Source organism: Streptomyces sp. NPDC003011, assembly GCF_053591515.1.
Window position 1 is genome coordinate 1 of record NZ_JBSFTY010000126.1, and the last position, 18,803, is coordinate 18,803.

Consider the following 18,803-nt stretch of genomic DNA (forward strand, 5'->3'; position numbering starts at 1 on the left):
GCGGCCCGTCGCCGACCAGCAGCGTGGGGTCCTCGGGAAGGAGCAGGTGGGAGGTGGCGTGCGAGTGGTGACGCTGGCGGAGGCGGAGGATCTGCCCGCGCACGCTGGGCCACCTCGCGGTCCGAGGCGCGGCAGGCGCCGGCGCCCTGGCCGCCGCAACTGCCGGGGCGGCCGTCGTCGTCCTCACCTTCGCCCTGCTCGCCCGTCCGCTGAGACTCGCCGAACTCGACGCGCTGCTCGTCGGCGTACGCCGGCGACGGAACCGGACCTGACACCACCACCGAGGGAGAACCGCCGATGCCCCGCGTGCTCCTCATCGAGGACGACCCTTCCGTACGGGAGGGGGTCGAGATCGGTCTGCGCCGCCGAGGCCACGAGGTACGGGCGGCCGCGACCGGCGAGGCCGGCCTCGCCGCGCTGGCCGGGTTCCGCCCCGACCTGCTGCTGCTGGACCTGATGCTGCCCGGGATGAACGGCGTACAGGTCTGCCGGCAGGTCCGCGAGCACAGCCAGCTGCCGATCATCATGCTCACCGCGCGCGGCGACGACTTCGACGTGGTCATCGGCCTGGAAGCCGGTGCGGACGACTACATCGTCAAGCCCGCCCGCCCCGAGGTGATCGAGGCCCGGATCCGTGCCGTACTGCGCCGCCTGGACGACAGCGGCCCGGGCCGCCCGGCCATCGAGGTCCACGGCGAACTCACCGTCGACCGGGCCGGACTGACCGTCACCAAAGCAGGCCGGCCGCTCGCGCTCGCTCCCTCCGAACTCAAGCTCCTGCTGCATCTCTGCGCCGCCCCTGAGCAGGTGTTCAGCAGACAGCAACTGCTGGAGCACGTCTGGGAGCACAGCTTCCACGCCGACGCCCGACTGGTCGACGCATGCGTCGCCCGGCTGCGCGGCAAGATCGAGGACGAGGCCGGCAGCCCCCGCTACGTCCAGACACTTCGGGGCTTCGGCTACCGCTTCGGACCGCTGTGATCACCGGCCCGCGTCCCGGCTCTCGTCCCGGCCCGCTGCTCGGCCCCCTGCTCGGCACCCTTCGCGGCCGGCCGCGCCGCGGCAAGGACGAAGGACAGGGCGCTCGGGCCACCGGCGGGCGGTCGCGGGTCAGGGCGTTCGGACTGCGGGCGCGGCTGTTGCTCGCCTTCCTGCTGGTGGCCGGCGTCAGCGCCGGCACGACGGCCGCGCTGACCTACCGCGAGGCCCGCAACTCGCTGCTGGAGACCGCCCAGGACACGGCGGTCACGTCGTTCCGCGACCACGTACAGCAGACGGCCTTCGGGCTGCCCGTACAAGGAGGGCAGGACCTGGAGGAAGTCCTGCGGGACATCGCCCGCAAGGGCAAGCCACACCCCTGGGTGGTGTTCGCCGAGTACGGTTCGCTCCGCGCCTCCTCGGGCGAGAACCCCGTCTCCACCGTCATCACACCCGGACTGCGCCGCGCCGCACGGGCCAACCCCCACGCCAGCTTCGAGCGGGTCGTCAAGGACGGCGTCCCCTACCTGACCATCGCCATGCCCACCGTCTTCAAGGCGAGCCCGTCCAGCGTGCTGCCCAGCGGACTCGTCCTGTACGCCGTCATGCGGATGACCGACGAGCAGGTCAACGTCGACGCCCTCCTCACGGCCGCCCGGGACGGCGCCCTGCCCGGCCTCGCCGTCGCGCTGGTACCCGGTCTGATCGCCGCCCGCAGTGTGCTGCGCCCGGTGCGGGAACTGCGCCAGGCGGCCCGGAGCATGGGCAGCGGCAGACTCGACACCCGGATCCGGGTGCGCGGCAGCGACGAACTGGCGGACCTGGCGCGTACCTTCAACGAGTCGACGGGCCAACTGGAGCGTTCCGTACGGGAACTGCGCGAGGCCGAGGAACGCGCCCGCCGCTTCGCCTCCGACGTCTCGCACGAACTGCGCACCCCCCTCGCCGGAATGCTCGCCGTCACCGAGGTCCTCGACGAGGACGCCGACGGCCTGGACACCGACACCGCCCGGGCGGTCCGGCTGGTCAGCGCGGAGACCGGAAAACTCGCGGTGCTCGTCGAGGACCTGATGGAGATCTCCCGCTTCGACGCCCGCGCGGCCGAACTGAACGCCGACGAGGTCGACGTGGCCGAGGCCATCCGCAAAACCCTCCACAACCGGCACTGGACCGACGACCGGGTCCGCACCGCACTCCCCGACGGCATCCGGGCCCGGCTCGACCCGCGCCGCTTCGACGTCGTGATCGCCAACCTCGTCGGCAACGCCCTGCGGCACGGCGGCGTGCCCGTCACGGTGAGCCTGCGCACCGAGACACCCCCCGCGGGAACGCCCGTGCTGATCACCGAGGTCGTGGACAGCGGGCCCGGCATCCGCCCCGCGTCGCTCCCGCACATCTTCGACCGCTTCTACAAGGCCGACGCGGCCCGCACCCGCTCGGCGGGCAGTGGCCTGGGACTGGCGATCACCCTGGAGAACGTGAAGCTGCACGGCGGAACGATCCGCGCGGGGAACCGGCCCGGCGGCGGTGCCGTCTTCACCGTCGAGATACCGCTGCACACGGAGGAGGCCGGCGGATGAGGCGTGCGCGGACGCGCCGGCGTGCGGCGGCCGTCGCCGTCGTGACCGCCGTACCGCTGCTCGGCGGCTGCGGCATCCAGGAGACCGACGTCATCGAGGCGGGCGGTCCCGCCAGCGTCCAGGCCTTCCTCGACCGCGACCACGACATGCTGCTCTTCTTCCGTGCTCCCGACGGAGGGCTGAGCCCGGTGATCCGGACGACCGCCTCCTCGTCCGTGTTCGGCGACGGATACGTCGAGGCGGGCTCCGAAGACCAGAACCTCGGCGACACGGCGGGACCGGTGCCGACGGAGAAGGTCGTCGCGGCGTTGCTCGCCGGCCCGCGGAAGGAAGACCGGGCCGCCGGCCTGAGCACCTCCCTGCCCGCCGCCCGCCCCGGCCGGAACGTCGAGGTCGAGCCCTCCCCGGGCGGCCGGGTCACGACCCGCCTGCCCTTTGCCCTGACGGGCCTGGACAGCACCGCCCTACGCCAGCTGACCTGCACGATCGCCTACAGTCAGGACGCCGACGGCCAGGTCGTCGTCGAGCTGAGAGGGCAGGACGGGGCATCGCGGTCCGGCACCTGCGGTCTCGCCCCCGGCACCACCGGGGGCACCCCCGCGGAGACCGGGACCCGCGGACGCACCACGGCGTCCGGCACGCCCGGCACACCCGGCACGCCCGGCTGAGAACAGGCCAGGGGCCAGCTGGCCGGTCCCCGCTGTGACCCCCACTGCGCCGGCGGCGAGCCGAGGAGCGTCCGGGGCCGCTCCCCCTTCGGCACCGCACAGTCCGGACAGTCCGGCGGGCCCGCGTCCGTTGATTCTGGCGATCAGCGCCGACCTGCGCACCGGCAGACTCCGCAACTCCGTCGAGATCCCCGCACCCGCGCAGGGCTACCCGTTGACCTGGGCCAAACGCCTCATCCGCCGCCTGTCCGAGGCACCGGCAGACGTCCACATCGAAACCCTGGTCCAAGAAGGGACCGGGGGGCCACGGGGCACGCTGGAACGGCTCCGCCCGGAGCCGGCGGACATGCTCCCGAAGAACAGCGACGCCCGAGACCGAGGACGACATCGCGGTACGGGATCCCCGGTATCTCGTCCGGGGAGATGCCGTCCGGTGCGGAGAAGTGCTCGGCGGCGGTGCTGCCGCCCACTCTCACCAGCACCACGGGACGGGGTGCCCTGGCGGCGACCCGCTGCGACACCGACCCCATCAGGAACCCGGCGACGCCGCCGAGTCCACGGGAGCCGAGGAGGCCCCGATGCCGCCGAGCCATGCACGGCTCGGCGGGCCTTCCGCACGTGCCGTGCACGGCTCGGCGGGCCTCCCGCACGTCGCGGCACGAGGATCGGCCATACCCATACCCATGCCCATGCCCATGCCACCCGGCCCGGCCCGGCCCGGTCCGGCCCGGTCCGGTCCGGCCCGGTCCGGTCCGGCCGACCGACGGTCGTCGTCGGGTTGGCCCGGTCGGCCCTGGTGCGTGCGGTTCACACGGGTGAGGATCGTCATCACAGTCGGCATGTGGTCCGAGGTGCACCAGCGAGCGAGGGGTCGTCATGGCCGAGGCACGTACCTTCACGGAACAGAACCCGATCCGGGTCTTCCTGCTGGACGACCACGAGGTCGTACGACGCGGTCTCACCGACCTGCTGGACTCCGAGCCGGACATCTCGGTGGTCGGCGACGCGGACAGCGTCGAGCACGCGCTGGTGCGCGGGCCGGCGCTGCGCCCGGACGTGGCCGTCCTCGACGTACGCCTGCCGGACGGTGACGGGATCAGTGTCTGCCGTGAGCTGCGCAGCCGGATGCCGGAGCTGGCCTGTCTGATGCTGACCTCCTTCGACGAGGAGGAAGCCCTGCTCGACGCGATCATGGCGGGGGCGGCGGGCTATGTGCTCAAACAGATCAGGGGGTCCGACCTGGTCGCGGCGGTCCGCACCGTCGCTTCCGGCCAGTCGATGCTGGATCCGACGACGACCGCCCGCCTGATGCGCTCCCTGCGCGCGGACCCCACCGACCAGCCGGCACCCGCACCCGAGCTCGCCGGCCTGTCCCCCCGCGAGCGGGACATCCTCGCGCTGATCGGGGACGGGCTCACCAACCGTGAGATCGGCAGGAAGCTCTACCTGTCCGAGAAGACGGTGAAAAACCACATCTCGCGGCTGCTGGCCAAACTCGGCGTCCAGCGCCGCGTCCAGGCGGCGGTCCTGGCCAGCCATCTCGACCAGCCCGCCTCCCCCGACCGCTCGACGCGATGAGTCCGCGCTGCTCTGCCCCGCCCCGCTTCGCCCCACCCCACCCCGCCCCGCCGTCCGGGCCGGCGGGACTGCGGCCTACTGCGGCCTTCTGCGGTCAGCCTCCGTCCGCGGGACCGTCCGCACTCACGGGAACCCGCCACACCAGCCGCGTTCCGCCGCCCTCCGGCCGTTCACCCAGTGACATGGTCCCGCCGAGGGTGACGGCCCGCTCCTTGATGTTCTTCAGCCCGCTGCGTCCGACGTCACCCGGCATCCCGCAGCCGTCGTCCGTCACCGTGAGCGTCAGCTCGCCCCTGGCGCACTGAAGCCGGACGTCCACCGCCCGTGCTCCGGAGTGCCGGGCCGCGTTGCTGAGCGCCTCGCCGAGCACCGCGACCGCATGGTCGGCGATGTCGCCGGGGACATCCGTCTCGACGAGCCCCTCGATGCGCAGCGCGGGCGGGAATCCGAGTGACGTGGCCGAGGCACTCACCGCCTCGGCCACCCGGCCGCGCAGGCCGTCGCTCTCCCGCCCGACCCCGCTGTGGTCGGACAGCTTCACGCTACGCACCCTCGCCGAACCCACGACCGGCCAACCGGCCTGCCTCCAGGGCCGTATGGCCCTCCCCGTATGGCCCACCTGTCTCCAGGCCGAGGCGAACGCGATGGGGGACCGGTTGGCCTCCGGCTGCGCCGCAGGCAGCCGTCCATCCCCGGAACACGGCATGAACTGCGGGCCGTTCGCTCCCCGCCGGTGCACGAGCGACGTCGCCCGTCATCACGGAGCCGATCTCGCTGTGCCGCATGCCCCTCGACCTCTCAGCTCAGCCAGCGGTTGTCGCGCACGATCGCCACGCGCTCCCAGCCACGGCCCAGTCCCCACACACGACCGGCATGACCGACAGCGAGTGCGATGAGCATCGCGGCGTACAGGATGTGGTAGTCGACCAGGGGGTTCGACGACATGCTCGGCGCACCGGTCGAAAGGTGCTGGGCCGGCGGCCACTCGGCAGCCCACATTAACGCCATCATCACGGTGCCCGCCACCGCGGCGAACCGCAGCGCCACGCCCGCCGTCACAGCGACGCCGATGGCCAGCAGCCCCAGCATGAACAGCCAGTTCACCCAGGCGTCACCCGCCATGGCATGGAAGGTCGACTGCAAGGGCCCCGCGGCCACCCCGCTCAGGAAGCCCTTGGTCGGTGAACCTCCATCGATCCAGCCCTTGCCCGAACCGGTCGCGTACCCCCACCCGAACGTCTTGTCGAGGAAAGCCCAGAGGAAGACGAACCCGGTCAGGATCCGTACTACCGCGAAGACCATGGTGAACGCGGTGGACCGGGTGGTGTCACGTGCCGCGACAGATGCCGCCGAGGCCGGTGCCCTGCGGCGCGAGGGAAATCGCAGTCCCGCCCGCCCGCTCGAATGATTGTGAACTGCCATGGCGATCCCGTCCTCCTGACACCGCCACCGCGAGTGCGGTGGCTTCTCCAATCTCCCGCCCCGGCCGTCGTTGCGCTGTGGGCCGAAGGACCGCGCAGGGGGCCGACCGGCCCTGATACGAGGCGCCATCAAGTTCGCGGCGAGGCGACCGCAGGCCGTGGACGTGGACGGCACACGGCGGACGTGGCACGCCGGTCTGGAGACACGGCACATCCGAGGAGATCGTCGGCCGAGCCACCAAGAAGTCCACGCGGCGCGACGACACCGTTCCGGCGACCAAGGTCTCCTCAGGGCCACGCACGGCGGACCGGAGCCGGGCCGTGTGCCGGTCCCACACCCGAAGAGCAGGTTCGACGACGCCGACCGCTACCACCCGGCACAGTGTGAGGCCGCCGGACGCCGACTCCCAACAAGGCAGTAGCGCAGTGGAGTTCACCCGTGACTCCTACGGGTACTCATGGCTGCTCTCCCATCGCGACCCCGGCGACCTGCCCGCCCCCGTGAGCGACCTGCACGCGGTGAACACCGCCCGGCAGGACAGCGGCTTCGGCCCGCAGCTCCTGTGCTCCCTGGTCACGTTCCACGACGCCGAGCCGCGCCCCTCCCGCTGGTCTACCTCTACAAGCGCGGCACCTTCTACCCGTTCGCTCCGCTGCCCGGCCAGAAACGCGACAACCCGTTGGAACTCCAGATCAAGGCCACGGTCAAGGACGACCGGCGCGTCGAGGAGGACCTGACCCGCTGGTTCCCGCTCTGGGGCGCCCCCGGCGTCTAGGGAGTGTTCTGAGTTGAGATCACGGGATCGGTCATTCCCGCTCCAGGAGGGTGCTGGCTGCGGTAGACCGGTCGCGTGACTCGTGGTGATCTGACCGATGCCGAGTGGAGTTGATCGAGCCGCACCTGCCGCTGGGGCGTTCGGACCGATCCCTGACCTGCGTAGCCATCCACCTGCAACCTTTTCCCCCGTCCGACTGTCTCCTGATCATCCACCGCTCCTGTCTCTGTGGTCCCTGAGAAATCAATCGGCACAGGCGCGGTCGCACAGAATCATCAGGAGACACTTCATGCGCATTCGCCCCGCAGCCTGCGCGGCACTCCTCGTGGCGTCCCTCGCCCCCGTCCTCACGGCACCTCCCGCCGGCGCGGCGGCGGCCAGGTACGCGGACGACTTCAACGGCGACGGCTACCGCGACTACGCCAGCTACACCTACGAGCAGTACAGCAAGGGCGGCGGCGTCCGGATCACCTTCGGTACCGCCTCCGGACCCGGCACCCGGACCCAGTTGATCACCCAGAACAGCCCCGGTGTCCCCGGCGCCGACGAGACGGAGGACCAGTTCGGCGACGTCCGGGTGCCCGCCGACTTCAACGCCGACGGATACGGGGACCTCGCCGTGTCGGTGTCGCGCGAGGACGTCGACGGACGCACGGACGAGGGCGGCGTCGTCATCCTGTGGGGAAGCGCGACCGGCCTCTCGGGTGGCACCGCGATCCCCAACGCCGGCGCCAAGGTGTCGAACGCCCGCTTCGGCCGCGACCTCGCCGCCGGGGATTTCAACGGGGACGGCAAGAAGGACCTGGCCGCGATCAGCGGGAGCAAGGCCTACGTCTACCGCAGCATCACGCGCACCGGTGTGGCAGGCTCGGTTACCAGCCACGACAAGACGACGAGATTCGCGCCCACGTCCCTGGTCTCGGGCAACATGAACGGGGACTCCAAGACCGATCTGGTGATCATCGGAATCACCGACGAGCCCGACAACTTCGGCACGGACGCGTGGTTCATCAAGGGCGGCTCCCCGCTCAGCGCGGGCAAGACCCTGCGCCTCGTCACGAACTACGGCGACCCCAGCGAGGCGGTGATCGCCGACTTCGACAAGGACGGCTACGGGGACCTGGCGGCGGGCAGCCAGATGTACAACAACTACCAGGGCCGGGTGTCCATCTGGCACGGCTCCTCCACCGGCCCCGCTACCGCCGTCCGTATCACGCAGGCCACCACCAACGTCGCCGGCACCCCAGAGTCCGGCGACCTGTTCGGCTCCTCCGTCTCGGCCGCCGACATCAACGGCGACGGCTACAGGGACCTCGCGATCGGCGTCTACGGAGAGAAGATCAGCCAGGAGACGACCGAGGGCGGCGTCCACGTCCTGCGCGGCAGCGCGAGCGGGATCACCGGCACCAACTCCCAGTGGCTCGCCCGCAACACCGCCGGCGTCCCCGGCGACGTCGCATGGAACGACTGCTTCGGCGAGCCGGTCCGCCTCCGAGACACCAACCGCGACGGCAAGGCCGACCTCTACGTCGGCGCCATCAACGGCTCGCTGCGCTTCCCCGGTACGTCGTCCGGCGTCACCACGACCGGTGTGACCGACGCCGACACCGAACTCATCTGGGGCATGCTCCAGTAGACCCGGCCTCCCGCCCAGCTGCCTGGGCCGCAGCCAGCACCCTCCTGGAGCGGGAATGTGCGGGGAACTGCGCGAGCGGTAGACCGTTCGCGTGACTCGTGGTCACCTGACCGATGCTGAGTGGGAGCTGACCGAGCCGCACCTGCCGCTGGGGGCGTTCGGACCGATCCCTGACCTGCGTAGCTGTTTCAACGAGGTGATGTGGCGGTTCCGTACCGGCAGCCCCTGGCGGGATGTGCCGGACAGCTACGGCTCCTGGTCGACGATCTACGACCGGTTCCGGATGTGGGCGCGTGACGCGGTCTTCCAGACCCTCATGGCCGCGATGATCGCCGAGGCAGCGGCCCGCGACGATGTCGATCTCAGCCTGGCCAGTGTGGACTCGACGGTTGTCCGCGCGCATCACCATGCGGCGGGCACGGTGGTCGACCCGGAACTCCTTGAGGATCTGAGGATCTGGAGAAGGCCGTGTCGGAGGAAAAGGGGCTGCAGCAAAGGGGCAAAACGACCCCGTAGGAAAGGGGTCCGCGGACATGGAGGATCCCGAGCGGGACCAGCGCCGGGCCGTGCGCCGACGCCGCAGGGCCCGGCTGCGGGCCGCCGAACTGGGCCGCTCCCGGGGCGGGCTGGCCAGCAAGGTCCACCTCGCCGTTGAGCGGCGCTGCCGTCCGCTGTCCATCATCCTCACCCCCGGTCAGGCTGCGGACAGCCCGCGCTTCATCCCCGTCCTCAAGAAGATCAAGGTCCGCGGCCGGGTCGGCCGTCCCAGAACATCCCGTGATCCCAACTCAGAGCAGGCCCTAGTTGTGCCGCATCAGGCAACGTTCGCCCTGTCCCCGTCCTCCGGTGCTTGCGTGGTCGCGATCAGTCGGTTCGTGATCTCCTCGGCGGTCAGCACGAGTGCGAAGCCTTTTCGCAGGACGGCGAGTTCTGGTTCCTGGCGGGACTCGTCGTCGGTGGCCGTGGTGTCGGATCCGAAGACGACCTTGTAGCCGCGTTCGTATGCCTGGCGGGCCGTTGTGCCGCAGCAGTAGTTGGTGAGGGTGCCTGTGACGATGACCGTGTCGCGGCCGAGGTTGCGCAGCATCGTGTCGAGCGGGGTGTCGTAGAACGCGCCGTAGGAGGGCTTGCGGATCAGGGCCTCGTCGGGGCGGCGGCCCATCGGAGCCCATACCTCGGCGGGGCCCGGGCGGCGCCAGTCGGTGTCGGCATGCGGGAGGAAGGGCAGGGCGTGTGGTCGGTCCAGTCCGAGATGGGTGTCGTCGAAGATGGTCCAGATCACCGGGATCGAGGCGGCTCGGCAGTCCTCGACCAGCTGCCGCAGCCGGGGTGCCATGCGGGTGGCCGCGGGCACCCAGTAGGGGCTTCCCCCGGGGCGGACGAATTCGTCCTGCATGTCGATGACCAGCAGTGCTGTGCGCTCGGGACGTACGTCGAACGATGCCCGGCCGTGCTCGTAGGCGTCGCGCGCTCGCGCGGTCACCCATTCCTCGGTATACGTCACCCCTGCCCCTTATCTCGATTCGAGGTACATCGTTTCGATGTGCGAGAGTAGCAGGATGCTGGAACTCGCGATCCTGGGATTCCTGGCCGAGGGGCCACTGCACGGCTACCAACTACGGCGCCAGATAGCGCACTTGTCCGGCCATGCCCGTCCGGTCAGCGACGGCAGCCTCTATCCGGCGATCAACCGCCTGGTCAAAGCCGGGCTGCTTGACCGCAGAGCCGAGCCAGGCGCCTCGGCCGTCCAGCGACACACCCTGAGCCTGACCGCCGCCGGCCGCACCGAGCTGCTGCGCCGGCTGCGGGAAGCCGACGGCCTGGACATCAGCGACAGCACCCGGTACTTCACGGTCCTGGCCTTTCTCTCCCAGCTTCCCGACCTCGCCGACCAGCACGCGGTACTTCGCCGGCGACTGGACTTCCTGGAACAGCCCGCAAGCTTCTTCCGTGATGGCGACCGCCTCCTGGGCGCCGAGGACACCGACGACCCCTACCGCCGCGGCATGCTCACCGTCGCCCGCGCCACCAGCCGCGCGGAACGGTCGTGGCTACGGGAACTGCTGGCCTGACGCCGACACGGCGGGCCCTCACCCAGATACTCCCTCGCCCGCGAGCCTGTGCGGGTGGCAGAACCAGTACGCGTCCGAGAGATCGATGACGATGAGGGGCGGCGCCTGCTGCGCATCATCCGCAGGGGCACCGGACCGGTGGTGACCTGGCGGCGGGCCCAGATGGTCCTCCTCTCAGCTCAGCGAGATCCGCATCCTCTCCGCCTTCGATCCGGTGCGCCGGGCAGTATGGCTGGTGGCTGGTGACAAGGCCGAGAACTGGCAGCGCTGGTACGACATCAACATTCCGCTTGCTGAGGAGCGGTACCGGACACATCTGGCCGATCTTGAAACCAGGGAGTACGAATGAGCGCCGTGAGCTGGGAGGAAACCAAGCGCAAGCCGCGCGAGCGGCGTGCGGCCGCTGGGTTGCCGGTGCGGTCAGCCCAGGAGAAGCAAGCGGCAATGGACCGGCTGACCGCCGAAGATCGAAGACGGTGAGCTGGATCGCGCGGAGGTCGCGACCCTCCGGGCCTACCTGGAAGCGCTCGGCGGTCGACTGCGCGTAGTCGCAGACTTTGGGGAAGCGGAGTACACCGTCGCCTGAGGCGCGTGCCAAAGCTCTCATTAAACCAACAAGGCCCAGGTGTCTGACCTGGACCTTGATCATGGAGCGGGTGACGAGAATCGAACTCGCGCTCTCAGCTTGGGAAGCTGCGAGCATTTGAGGACGGCTCGGGCAATGACCTGGGCGAAAGGCCTGGGTGCTGCCCCGTCGGCCTCGGCGGCTTTCACTGTGGTTCCCCGCCGTTCCCCGCTCGATCTGGTGCGCTTGTGGTGCGTTACTCGGCGGGCCGCGTCGGTGGGCGGGCCTACCACTTCCGCCACTTGTTCGTGAGTTGGTATCGGCCCAACCCGTGGCGCGCTGTCAGGGCGACGACATCGACACCGTGCTCGGTGAGCGACTGGTCGATGTAGTCGCACAGCTTCTCGCGCTCGTCGGTTTCGAAGGCGGCTCCGTCATGGGCTTCGTCCACCGCGTTCAGGGCCAGGACGACACGTTCCACGACAGCAAAGACCCCCTCGTCGTTGGCCTCGCCCAGTCCAGGAAGCTCACCCTCGAACGCGTCGAGCACCTCATCTGTTGCCATCAGCAGCTCCTCGGGGAACAACCCCGCCATGCAGGCGCACTCGCGATCTAGGGTGCCGGCGGCAAGCTCCTCGGCTTCCTCGGCTATGCCGTGACGCCAGCTCGTAGTTGGTCTCTCAGCCATGGGCGGGACCGTACAGCTTGGGACTGACAGCGAAGGCTGACGTCTACGCGGGCGGTGAGCCGTCTCCGCGCCATGCGCACGCTTCTCAACTGTCGTGGTGGGGTGGTGGGTGTCGGTCGGGGACGTTCACCTGCGTTCATGCGTGGCCGACCGCCGGTGCTGGGACGATTCTGGATCCCGCCTGAACGGCTGTGAACGACGCTGAATGAGACGGAAACTGAGACGGCAGAGCCAGACCGAGGTCAGTTGCTGGTGACTGCGACCAGGAGACCGGTGACCGTGGCCATGAGCATCATCGCGGTGAGCGCTCCGGCGAGCGGGGCGGCCCAGGTGGGGCGATACAGAAGCAGGGCCAGAACGCCAGCGCCGACGAGCAGCGTGACCACGACCAGCAGAAGGATCAACAGCAGGCCACTCAAAGTCATGCCTCCTCCGGTTTCCGACTGGAGGGCGCTGCGGCGGCTCGCTCGCTGTGCCGGGCGCCCGAGCCGCGTGAGCTTGCAACAGATCCGCTCGCCATATGCGGTCGGTCGCCCCGCCTCGGCCGCCACCTGCCGCCAGTTGTCCTTGCTGTGCGCCCACTCAATAGCGAGACGCTCTTCTGCCACTTGCATCTGGCGGAGCACCGCGTCAATTCGTGGGTCGGCGAACCTATCGCTGAATAGCACAGCTTCCGGACTGCGCCGGTCGGTGAGGACATCGGCGAGTGGCACGTCTTCGGTGACTGAACTGCTCAGCAGGGCGAACTGTTTTCCGCGCACCCTGCGTTCCCACAGCGGCTGCAATGATCAAAGGCAAGCCACGCAAGCAGTTCCTCCGCTCGGTCGCAAGGGAACTCAAGCTGGCCCCGATCCTGCCGCCTGTGACCTAGGGCCGGGTGGCGTCGGTGCTAATGGTGCGGTTGTGGTGCGCGACCGACTCACCAGTATAGACAACAAGGAACCCCCGGGTCTCTGACCTGGGGGTTTCGCATGGAGCGGGTGACGAGAATCGAACTCGCGCTCTCAGCTTGGGAAGCTGATGTTCTACCATTAAACTACACCCGCGTAAGACGCCGGTCGGGACCGGTGTCGGGACGCAGCGTTACTTTACCTCATGTCCGGCCCCCGGTGAATGAAGCCGTGGGGCCGGTGTGCGTTCGGGGGTGGGACGGGGCTGCGGGGGGCCGGAGTTGGGGCGTACGGTGGAGGGGTGGGAGAGGGTCCGGGTGATGCCGGAGTGCCGCCTGGAGAGTCGTTCCGTTGATCCCGTAATGTGGCATTTGTCGTCAGGCGAGCAGCAGCCCGACGCGGCTCTTGGGGAAGGGACTCTAGGACTTGATGGAGCGCACCGTCGTCCGATGTGCCGATGGGCACGTGTTCAGCACCGCTTCGTTCCCGATGCAGCAGGCCGAGCGGCTCGGCCCCGGCCGGCTCGTCCGGTGTCCACGGTGTGCCCGGCTCCGCAGTGTGGTGCCGGTACCGGTGGCCCTGGAAAGGCGCTAGCGGGAGACACGCAGGCAGTGGCGCAGGCGCGCGGACCGTCCGATGGTGGTCGGTCCGCGCGCCTTGCGTATCCTCGGGACGTGCTTCTCTCAGACAAGGACATCCGGGCCGAGATCGACGCCGGGCGGGTACGGATCGATCCCTACGACGAATCCATGGTGCAGCCGTCCAGTGTCGACGTGCGGCTGGACCGCTTCTTCCGGGTGTTCGAGAACCACCGGTACCCCCACATCGACCCGTCCGTCGAGCAGGCCGACCTGACGCGGCTGGTGGAGCCGGAGGGGGACGAGCCGTTCATCCTGCACCCCGGGGAGTTCGTGCTCGCCTCCACCTACGAGGTTGTCACGCTGCCCGACGATCTCGCGTCCCGGCTGGAGGGCAAGAGCTCCCTCGGACGGCTCGGGCTCGTCACCCACTCCACCGCCGGGTTCATCGACCCCGGGTTCTCCGGGCACGTCACCCTCGAACTGTCGAACCTCGCCACGCTCCCCATCAAGCTGTGGCCCGGGATGAAGATCGGGCAGCTGTGCCTGTTCCGGCTCAGCTCGCCCGCCGAGTTCCCGTACGGGAGCGAGCGGTACGGGTCGCGGTACCAGGGACAGCGCGGGCCCACCGCCTCCCGGTCCTTCCTCAACTTCCATCGGTCCCAGGTGTGACGGGCGGGCGGCAGCAGCATGGGTGACGTGCGGGAGAACCTGACCTACGAGGCGTTCGGTGGCGCCGTCCGCGAGTTGGCGCAGACCATCACCGACGACGGGTACGAGCCCGACATCGTGCTCAGCATCGCGCGGGGCGGGGTGTTCGTCGCGGGCGGACTCGCCTACGCCCTCGACGTGAAGAACCTCCATCTCGTGAACGTGGAGTTCTACACCGGGGTCGGAACCACCCTGGAGATGCCCGTCATGCTCGCGCCCGTCCCCAACGTGATCGACTTCACCGACAAGAGGGTCCTGATCGCGGACGACGTCGCCGACACCGGCAAGACGCTCAAGCTGGTGCGCGACTTCTGTCTCGACGCCGTCGCCGAGGTCCGCAGCGCCGTGATCTACGAGAAGTCGCAGTCGCTCGTGAAGTGCGAATACGTCTGGAAGCGGACCGACGAGTGGATCAACTTCCCGTGGTCCGTCGCGCCGCCCGTCGTCCGGCGGACCGGGCAGGTTCTCGACGCGTAGCCAGGCGTAGCCCGCGCAGCCAGGCGTAGCCCGCGCAGCCACGTGTAGCCCGCGCAGCCACCTGGCACGAAGGCAGGGCGACGCACGGAGGCAGGGCGACGCATGGAGACAGGGCGGCGAAGGGAAGGGCCCCCGGCTCTGTGTGCCGGGGGCCCTTCTCATGCGTGCGGTCCGTCAGAACGTGCCCAGCTTCACGATCGACAGCAGGGCGATCAGCTGGATCGCCGCCGCGCCCAGCGCCTTCGGCCACGGCAGGTCGTGGGAGCGGCTGACCATCAGGGTCAGCAGGGCGCCGGCCGCCACCCAGGTGGCCCAGCCCAGGATCTGGACGAAGGACGCGTCGCCGCCGAGGAACATCGCGACGATCAGGCGGGGGGCGTCCGTGAGGCACATGACCAGCATCGAGAGGCCGACCGTCGGCTGCCACGCGCCGTCGCCGCCGAGCTGGCGGGCCAGGGTGTGGGTGACCACGCCCAGGACGAAGGCCGACAGCACCATCGCCACGGCGGTGATCAGGACGATGGGGACGGCGTTCGAGAGCGTGGCGTTGATCGCGTCCTCGCGGGCGCCGTCGAAGCCGAAGACCGCGAGCAGGCCGTAGAGGAAGCTCACGACGAGGGCCGGGCCCCACATCGTGTAGTCGCGCATCTGCAGGAACGTCTGGTTGGGGGACAGGAAGATGCCCCTCAGCAGGTCCTTCCAGTGCAGACGGGGGCCGACCGGGCCTGCCGGGGCCGAGCCCGCGCGGTAGGTGCCGCCCTGGGTGTAGGGGTCCTCGCCGACCGAGAAGGCCTGGGTGTGCCCCGGGTTGTTGGCCGCGTACGGGTCCGGGCCGCCCCGCGGGGCGTACCCGTCGCCGTCACCGAAGTACTCCGGCTCGCCGTGTCCGCCCTGCCCGCCGTGCCGGCCCTGACCGCCGTAGCCACCGGGCGCGCCGTAGCTTCCGGGGGCCCCCTGGCCGCCCTGGCCGCCGTTCGTCTGCGGCCACGGGCTGCCGCCACCGCCACCGCTGCCGTAAGGCTGCGGGTGGGGCTGCGGCGCCGGCGGGTAGCCGTACGACGGTCCCTGGGGTGCCTGCTGTCCGTGCGGGGGTTGTTGCGGTCGCGCTTGCGGGGTCCGGTTGTCCCGGCCGCCGCGTCCGATCCTGAATCCAGCCACGCTCTCGAACGTACCTGGTCCCCGCGGAGGACGGGCCGGGCCCGACGGATCGGGCCCGGCTTTGCTGCCGAGCTGTGACATCCCCTAAGGGAACGGGCAGGGAACGGGTGGTGTGGACTCAGTGGTTGCTCAGGGGAGTGCCGTAAGGGCTCGCTTCACGACCATGCTCCGGGGTGTCTCACCCGCTGCTCGCGGTGACCGTTCGGTCGGCGGCAGCGTGACGCGGCCGGCGCAGCCGTGGGCCGTCGCCGCGAGGGGACCGGCTTCCGTCGGCCGTACGACGGCGCCCCCATGCCCGAGGGGGACATGGGGGCGCCGTACGGCCGCGCGGGCTGCTTCGCCAGCCGCTTCACCGGCTACTTCACGGGCTGCGGCTCCGGCTCGTTCTCCGACTCGGACGTGCCCGCCGGGGGCTCGTCGTCCACCGGCGTCCTGACCGACTCCAGCAGCAGCTGGGCGACGTCGACGACCTGGATGGACTCCTTGGCCTTGCCGTCGTTCTTCTTGCCGTTCACGGAGTCGGTGAGCATCACGAGGCAGAACGGGCAGGCCGTCGAGACGATGTCCGGGTTCAGGGACAGGGCCTCGTCGACGCGCTCGTTGTTGATGCGCTTGCCGATCCGCTCCTCCATCCACATCCGCGCGCCACCGGCACCGCAGCAGAAGCCACGCTCCTTGTGGCGGTGCATCTCCTCGTTCCGCAGGCCCGGGACGTTGGCGATGATCTCGCGCGGCGGCGTGTAGATCTTGTTGTGGCGGCCCAGGTAGCAGGGGTCGTGGTACGTGATGAGGCCCTCGACCGGGGTCACCGGGACCAGCTTGCCCTCGTCCACCAGGTGCTGGAGCAGCTGGGTGTGGTGGATGACCTCGTAGTCGCCGCCGAGCTGCGGGTACTCGTTGCCGAGGGTGTTGAGGCAGTGCGGGCAGGTGGCGACGATCTTCTTCGCCGACTTCGGCTTCTTCGACTCGGGCGTCACGTTGCCCTCGTCGTCCGTCTCCTCGCCGAACGCCGTGTTCAGCGCCATGACGTTCTCCATGCCGAGCTCCTGGAAGAGGGGCTCGTTGCCGAGGCGGCGGGCGGAGTCACCGGTGCACTTCTCGTCGCCGCCCATGATCGCGAACGTGACGCCCGCCATGTGCAGGAGTTCCGCGAAGGCCTTGGTGGTCTTCTTGGCGCGGTCCTCCAGGGCGCCCGCGCAGCCGACCCAGTACAGGTACTCGACCTCGGACAGGTCCTCGATGTCCTTGCCGACGACCGGGACCTCGAAATCGACCTCCTTGAGCCACTCCAGGCGCTGCTTCTTGGCCAGGCCCCAGGGGTTGCCCTTCTTCTCCAGGTTCTTGAGCATCGTGCCCGCCTCGGACGGGAACGCCGACTCGATCATGACCTGGTAGCGGCGCATGTCGACGATGTGGTCGACGTGCTCGATGTCCACCGGGCACTGCTCGACACAGGCGCCGCAGGTGGTGCAGGACCACAGGACGTCCGGGTCGATGACGCCGTTCTCCTCGGCGGTGCCGATCAGCGGGCGCCCGGCCTCGGCGAGAGCGGCGGCGGGCACGTCCTTCAACGCCTCGGCCGACGCCTTCTCCTCGCCCTCCATCGTCTTGCCGCCGCCCGCGAGCAGGTACGGCGCCTTGGCGTGCGCGTGGTCCCGCAGCGACATGATCAGCAGCTTCGGGGAGAGCGGCTTGCCGGTGTTCCAGGCGGGGCACTGCGACTGGCACCGCCCGCACTCGGTGCAGGTGGAGAAGTCCAGCAGGCCCTTCCAGGAGAACTGCTCGACCTGGGAGACGCCGAAGACGTCGTCGTCGCCCGGGTCGGTGAAGTCGATCGGCCTGCCGCCGGAGGTCATCGGCTGGAGCGCGCCGAGGGCGGTCTCACCGGTGGCGTTGCGCTTGAACCAGATGTTCGGGAACGCGAGGAAGCGGTGCCAGGCCACACCCATGTTGGTGTTGAGCGAGACCGTGATCATCCAGATCATGGTGGTGCCCAGCTTGATCATCGCGAACAGGTAGACCAGGTTCTGCAGCGCCGTGACGCTCAGTCCCTTGAAGGCCAGCACCAGCGGGTACGAGGCGAAGTACGCGGCCTCGTAGTGCTCGACGTGGTGCAGGGCGCCCTCGAGGCCGCGCAGCACGTAGATCGCCAGGCCGATGGTGAGGATGATGTACTCGACGAAGTACGCCTGGCCCATCTTGGAGCCGGTGAACCGGGACTTGCGGCCGGGCCGCGAGGGCAGGTTCAGCAGGCGGATGACCATCAGCGTGACGATGCCGAGGGTCGTCATCGCGGCGATGAACTCGATGTACAGCTCGTACGGCAGGAAGCCGCCGATCACCGGGAGTGTCCAGTCGGCCTGGAAGAGCTGGCCGTAGGCGGTGATGATGGTCGGCGGCAGCGTCAGGAAGCCGATCGCCACGAACCAGTGGGCGATGCCGACGATGCCCCACCGGTTCATCCGGGTGTGCCCGAGGAACTCCTTCACCAGCGTCACACTGCGCTGGTAGGGGTTGTCGGTCCGGGTGCCGGCGGGCACGGGCTGGCCGAGCTTGAAGTGCCGGACGAACTGGCCGATGGCGCGTGCGAGCAGCGCGACGCCGACCACGGTCAGTACCAGCGACACGATGATCGCGGCGAGTTGCATTTCGGGGCTCCTCGGGCCTGCGAGGGGTTGTGTCGAGGTCGTCCGCGAAGGGCTCCTCGACATTACTAAGCGGTAACTTACGCGGTCCTCTGAGACTACCCGCATCCGGTGCCGCACTGTAGTCAGGCGTGCGGTGATCTGTGCTACTGAGGCTGCCCTCAGTGACCGCCGTGGGCTGTGTCCCACGGCGCGCCGGTCCGGTCCGGTCTGTGGTAGCAAATCATGACATTCGGCTTAGTTTAGATCCGTGCTCCACGGGATCCTCGCCGCCACCGCCGCCCTCCTTCTGTCCGCCCTGCTCGCTCCGCTGCTCCGGGTCCCGGCCCGGCGCCTCGGGCTCGTCGACCGGCGGCGGCAGCGGCCGGCGCCGAAGGCCGGC

17 protein-coding genes, 1 tRNA gene and 4 pseudogenes are annotated in these 18,803 nt (G+C 69.7%); 13 read left to right on the plus strand and 9 right to left on the minus strand.

Annotated features, from left to right (window positions below):
- Window positions 1-297: 297 nt before the first annotated feature.
- The 4 genes and pseudogenes from ACWD0J_RS38285 to ACWD0J_RS38300 all read left to right on the plus strand — a co-directional run.
- Window positions 298-981 carry a response regulator gene (locus ACWD0J_RS38285; protein WP_451500487.1) on the plus strand — a complete coding sequence of 228 codons (684 nt, stop codon included), beginning with the start codon at window positions 298-300 and terminating at the stop codon, window positions 979-981.
- On the plus strand, window positions 978-2,558 hold the full coding sequence (locus ACWD0J_RS38290; protein WP_451500488.1) for an ATP-binding protein: 1,581 nt from the start codon (window positions 978-980) through the stop codon (window positions 2,556-2,558). The genes ACWD0J_RS38285 and ACWD0J_RS38290 overlap by 4 nt, the downstream gene beginning before the upstream one ends.
- On the plus strand, window positions 2,555-3,226 hold the full coding sequence (locus ACWD0J_RS38295) for a hypothetical protein (RefSeq protein ID WP_451500489.1): 672 nt from the start codon (window positions 2,555-2,557) through the stop codon (window positions 3,224-3,226). The genes ACWD0J_RS38290 and ACWD0J_RS38295 overlap by 4 nt, the downstream gene beginning before the upstream one ends.
- A 127-nt stretch (window positions 3,227-3,353) precedes the next feature.
- Window positions 3,354-3,588, plus strand: a pseudogene (locus ACWD0J_RS38300) (TerD family protein); the annotation flags it as partial.
- Between the two features lie 120 nt (window positions 3,589-3,708).
- Here ACWD0J_RS38300 and ACWD0J_RS38305 read toward each other — a convergent pair.
- Window positions 3,709-4,215: pseudogene (locus ACWD0J_RS38305) on the minus strand (universal stress protein); the annotation flags it as partial.
- On the opposite strand from ACWD0J_RS38305, the gene ACWD0J_RS38310 reads away from it, so the two are divergent.
- Complete coding sequence (locus ACWD0J_RS38310; protein WP_451500490.1) at window positions 4,103-4,804, plus strand: response regulator; 702 nt, start codon at window positions 4,103-4,105, stop codon at window positions 4,802-4,804. The pseudogene ACWD0J_RS38305 and the gene ACWD0J_RS38310 overlap by 113 nt on opposite strands.
- A gap of 94 nt (window positions 4,805-4,898) precedes the next feature.
- On the opposite strand, the gene ACWD0J_RS38315 is transcribed toward ACWD0J_RS38310, so the two are convergent.
- Window positions 4,899-5,345, minus strand: a complete 447-nt coding sequence (locus tag ACWD0J_RS38315) for a sensor histidine kinase (RefSeq protein WP_451500491.1) — start codon at window positions 5,343-5,345, stop codon at window positions 4,899-4,901.
- 257 nt (window positions 5,346-5,602) lie between these two features.
- A complete protein-coding gene (locus ACWD0J_RS38320; protein WP_451500492.1) occupies window positions 5,603-6,226 on the minus strand; it encodes a hypothetical protein in 624 nt (207 codons plus the stop codon).
- A gap of 395 nt (window positions 6,227-6,621) precedes the next feature.
- Here ACWD0J_RS38320 and pspAB point away from each other — a divergent pair.
- The 3 genes and pseudogenes from pspAB to ACWD0J_RS38335 form a co-directional block, all read left to right on the plus strand.
- Window positions 6,622-7,001 (plus strand): annotated as a pseudogene (pspAB, locus tag ACWD0J_RS38325) (PspA-associated protein PspAB); the annotation flags it as partial.
- Window positions 7,002-7,290: 289 nt separating this feature from the next.
- Window positions 7,291-8,637 (plus strand): FG-GAP and VCBS repeat-containing protein, encoded by a 1,347-nt coding sequence (locus ACWD0J_RS38330; protein ID WP_451500493.1) that lies wholly within the window; start codon window positions 7,291-7,293, stop codon window positions 8,635-8,637.
- Window positions 8,638-8,728: 91 nt separating this feature from the next.
- Window positions 8,729-9,292, plus strand: coding sequence for a transposase (locus ACWD0J_RS38335; RefSeq protein WP_451500494.1), 564 nt, complete (start codon window positions 8,729-8,731; stop codon window positions 9,290-9,292).
- Window positions 9,293-9,451: 159 nt separating this feature from the next.
- Here ACWD0J_RS38335 and ACWD0J_RS38340 read toward each other — a convergent pair whose 3' ends face one another.
- On the minus strand, window positions 9,452-10,141 hold the full coding sequence (locus ACWD0J_RS38340; RefSeq protein ID WP_451500495.1) for a cysteine hydrolase family protein: 690 nt from the start codon (window positions 10,139-10,141) through the stop codon (window positions 9,452-9,454).
- Between the two features lie 55 nt (window positions 10,142-10,196).
- On the opposite strand from ACWD0J_RS38340, the gene ACWD0J_RS38345 reads away from it, so the two are divergent.
- From ACWD0J_RS38345 to ACWD0J_RS38355, 3 genes and pseudogenes are all read left to right on the plus strand, one after another.
- Window positions 10,197-10,709, plus strand: coding sequence for a PadR family transcriptional regulator (locus ACWD0J_RS38345; RefSeq protein WP_451500496.1), 513 nt, complete (start codon window positions 10,197-10,199; stop codon window positions 10,707-10,709).
- 54 nt (window positions 10,710-10,763) lie between these two features.
- Window positions 10,764-10,901: pseudogene (locus ACWD0J_RS38350) on the plus strand (IS630 family transposase); the annotation flags it as partial.
- A gap of 43 nt (window positions 10,902-10,944) precedes the next feature.
- Window positions 10,945-11,058, plus strand: a complete 114-nt coding sequence (locus ACWD0J_RS38355; protein ID WP_451500497.1) for a hypothetical protein — start codon at window positions 10,945-10,947, stop codon at window positions 11,056-11,058.
- 502 nt (window positions 11,059-11,560) lie between these two features.
- Here the strand turns inward: ACWD0J_RS38355 and ACWD0J_RS38360 are convergent.
- The 3 genes from ACWD0J_RS38360 to ACWD0J_RS38370 form a co-directional block, all read right to left on the minus strand.
- Window positions 11,561-11,962: a hypothetical protein gene (locus tag ACWD0J_RS38360; protein WP_451500498.1), complete on the minus strand. Its 402-nt coding sequence runs from the start codon at window positions 11,960-11,962 to the stop codon at window positions 11,561-11,563.
- A gap of 242 nt (window positions 11,963-12,204) precedes the next feature.
- Window positions 12,205-12,723, minus strand: coding sequence for a hypothetical protein (locus ACWD0J_RS38365; RefSeq protein ID WP_451500499.1), 519 nt, complete (start codon window positions 12,721-12,723; stop codon window positions 12,205-12,207).
- Between the two features lie 211 nt (window positions 12,724-12,934).
- Window positions 12,935-13,008, minus strand: a tRNA-Gly gene (locus ACWD0J_RS38370).
- Window positions 13,009-13,526: 518 nt separating this feature from the next.
- Here ACWD0J_RS38370 and dcd point away from each other — a divergent pair.
- Both dcd and ACWD0J_RS38380 read left to right on the plus strand, forming a co-directional pair.
- Window positions 13,527-14,102: a dCTP deaminase gene (gene dcd, locus ACWD0J_RS38375; protein WP_451500500.1), complete on the plus strand. Its 576-nt coding sequence runs from the start codon at window positions 13,527-13,529 to the stop codon at window positions 14,100-14,102.
- Between the two features lie 18 nt (window positions 14,103-14,120).
- Window positions 14,121-14,618, plus strand: coding sequence for a phosphoribosyltransferase (locus ACWD0J_RS38380; RefSeq protein ID WP_451500501.1), 498 nt, complete (start codon window positions 14,121-14,123; stop codon window positions 14,616-14,618).
- A gap of 174 nt (window positions 14,619-14,792) precedes the next feature.
- Here the strand turns inward: ACWD0J_RS38380 and ACWD0J_RS38385 are convergent, their stop codons facing one another.
- Both ACWD0J_RS38385 and ACWD0J_RS38390 read right to left on the minus strand, forming a co-directional pair.
- Window positions 14,793-15,857 carry a Yip1 family protein gene (locus ACWD0J_RS38385; protein WP_451500502.1) on the minus strand — a complete coding sequence of 355 codons (1,065 nt, stop codon included), beginning with the start codon at window positions 15,855-15,857 and terminating at the stop codon, window positions 14,793-14,795.
- Between the two features lie 275 nt (window positions 15,858-16,132).
- The gene (locus ACWD0J_RS38390) at window positions 16,133-18,424 is read right to left on the minus strand and encodes a heterodisulfide reductase-related iron-sulfur binding cluster (protein ID WP_451500503.1); all 2,292 of its coding nucleotides are present in this window, start codon (window positions 18,422-18,424) and stop codon (window positions 16,133-16,135) included.
- Between the last annotated feature and the right edge of the window lie 379 nt (window positions 18,425-18,803).

Bases quoted from the DNA above. Each gene is read 5' to 3' on its own strand.
- ACWD0J_RS38285 (WP_451500487.1), top strand. From the start codon at position 298: ATGCCCCGCGTGCTCCTCATCGAGGACGACCCTTCCGTACGGGAGGGG.
- ACWD0J_RS38295 (WP_451500489.1), top strand. From the start codon at position 2,555: ATGAGGCGTGCGCGGACGCGCCGGCGTGCGGCGGCCGTCGCCGTCGTG.
- ACWD0J_RS38310 (WP_451500490.1), top strand. From the start codon at position 4,103: ATGGCCGAGGCACGTACCTTCACGGAACAGAACCCGATCCGGGTCTTC.
- ACWD0J_RS38320 (WP_451500492.1), bottom strand. From the start codon at position 6,226: ATGGCAGTTCACAATCATTCGAGCGGGCGGGCGGGACTGCGATTTCCC.
- ACWD0J_RS38330 (WP_451500493.1), top strand. From the start codon at position 7,291: ATGCGCATTCGCCCCGCAGCCTGCGCGGCACTCCTCGTGGCGTCCCTC.
- ACWD0J_RS38345 (WP_451500496.1), top strand. From the start codon at position 10,197: ATGCTGGAACTCGCGATCCTGGGATTCCTGGCCGAGGGGCCACTGCAC.
- ACWD0J_RS38360 (WP_451500498.1), bottom strand. From the start codon at position 11,962: ATGGCTGAGAGACCAACTACGAGCTGGCGTCACGGCATAGCCGAGGAA.
- ACWD0J_RS38380 (WP_451500501.1), top strand. From the start codon at position 14,121: ATGGGTGACGTGCGGGAGAACCTGACCTACGAGGCGTTCGGTGGCGCC.
- ACWD0J_RS38385 (WP_451500502.1), bottom strand. From the start codon at position 15,857: ATGTCACAGCTCGGCAGCAAAGCCGGGCCCGATCCGTCGGGCCCGGCC.
- ACWD0J_RS38390 (WP_451500503.1), bottom strand. From the start codon at position 18,424: ATGCAACTCGCCGCGATCATCGTGTCGCTGGTACTGACCGTGGTCGGC.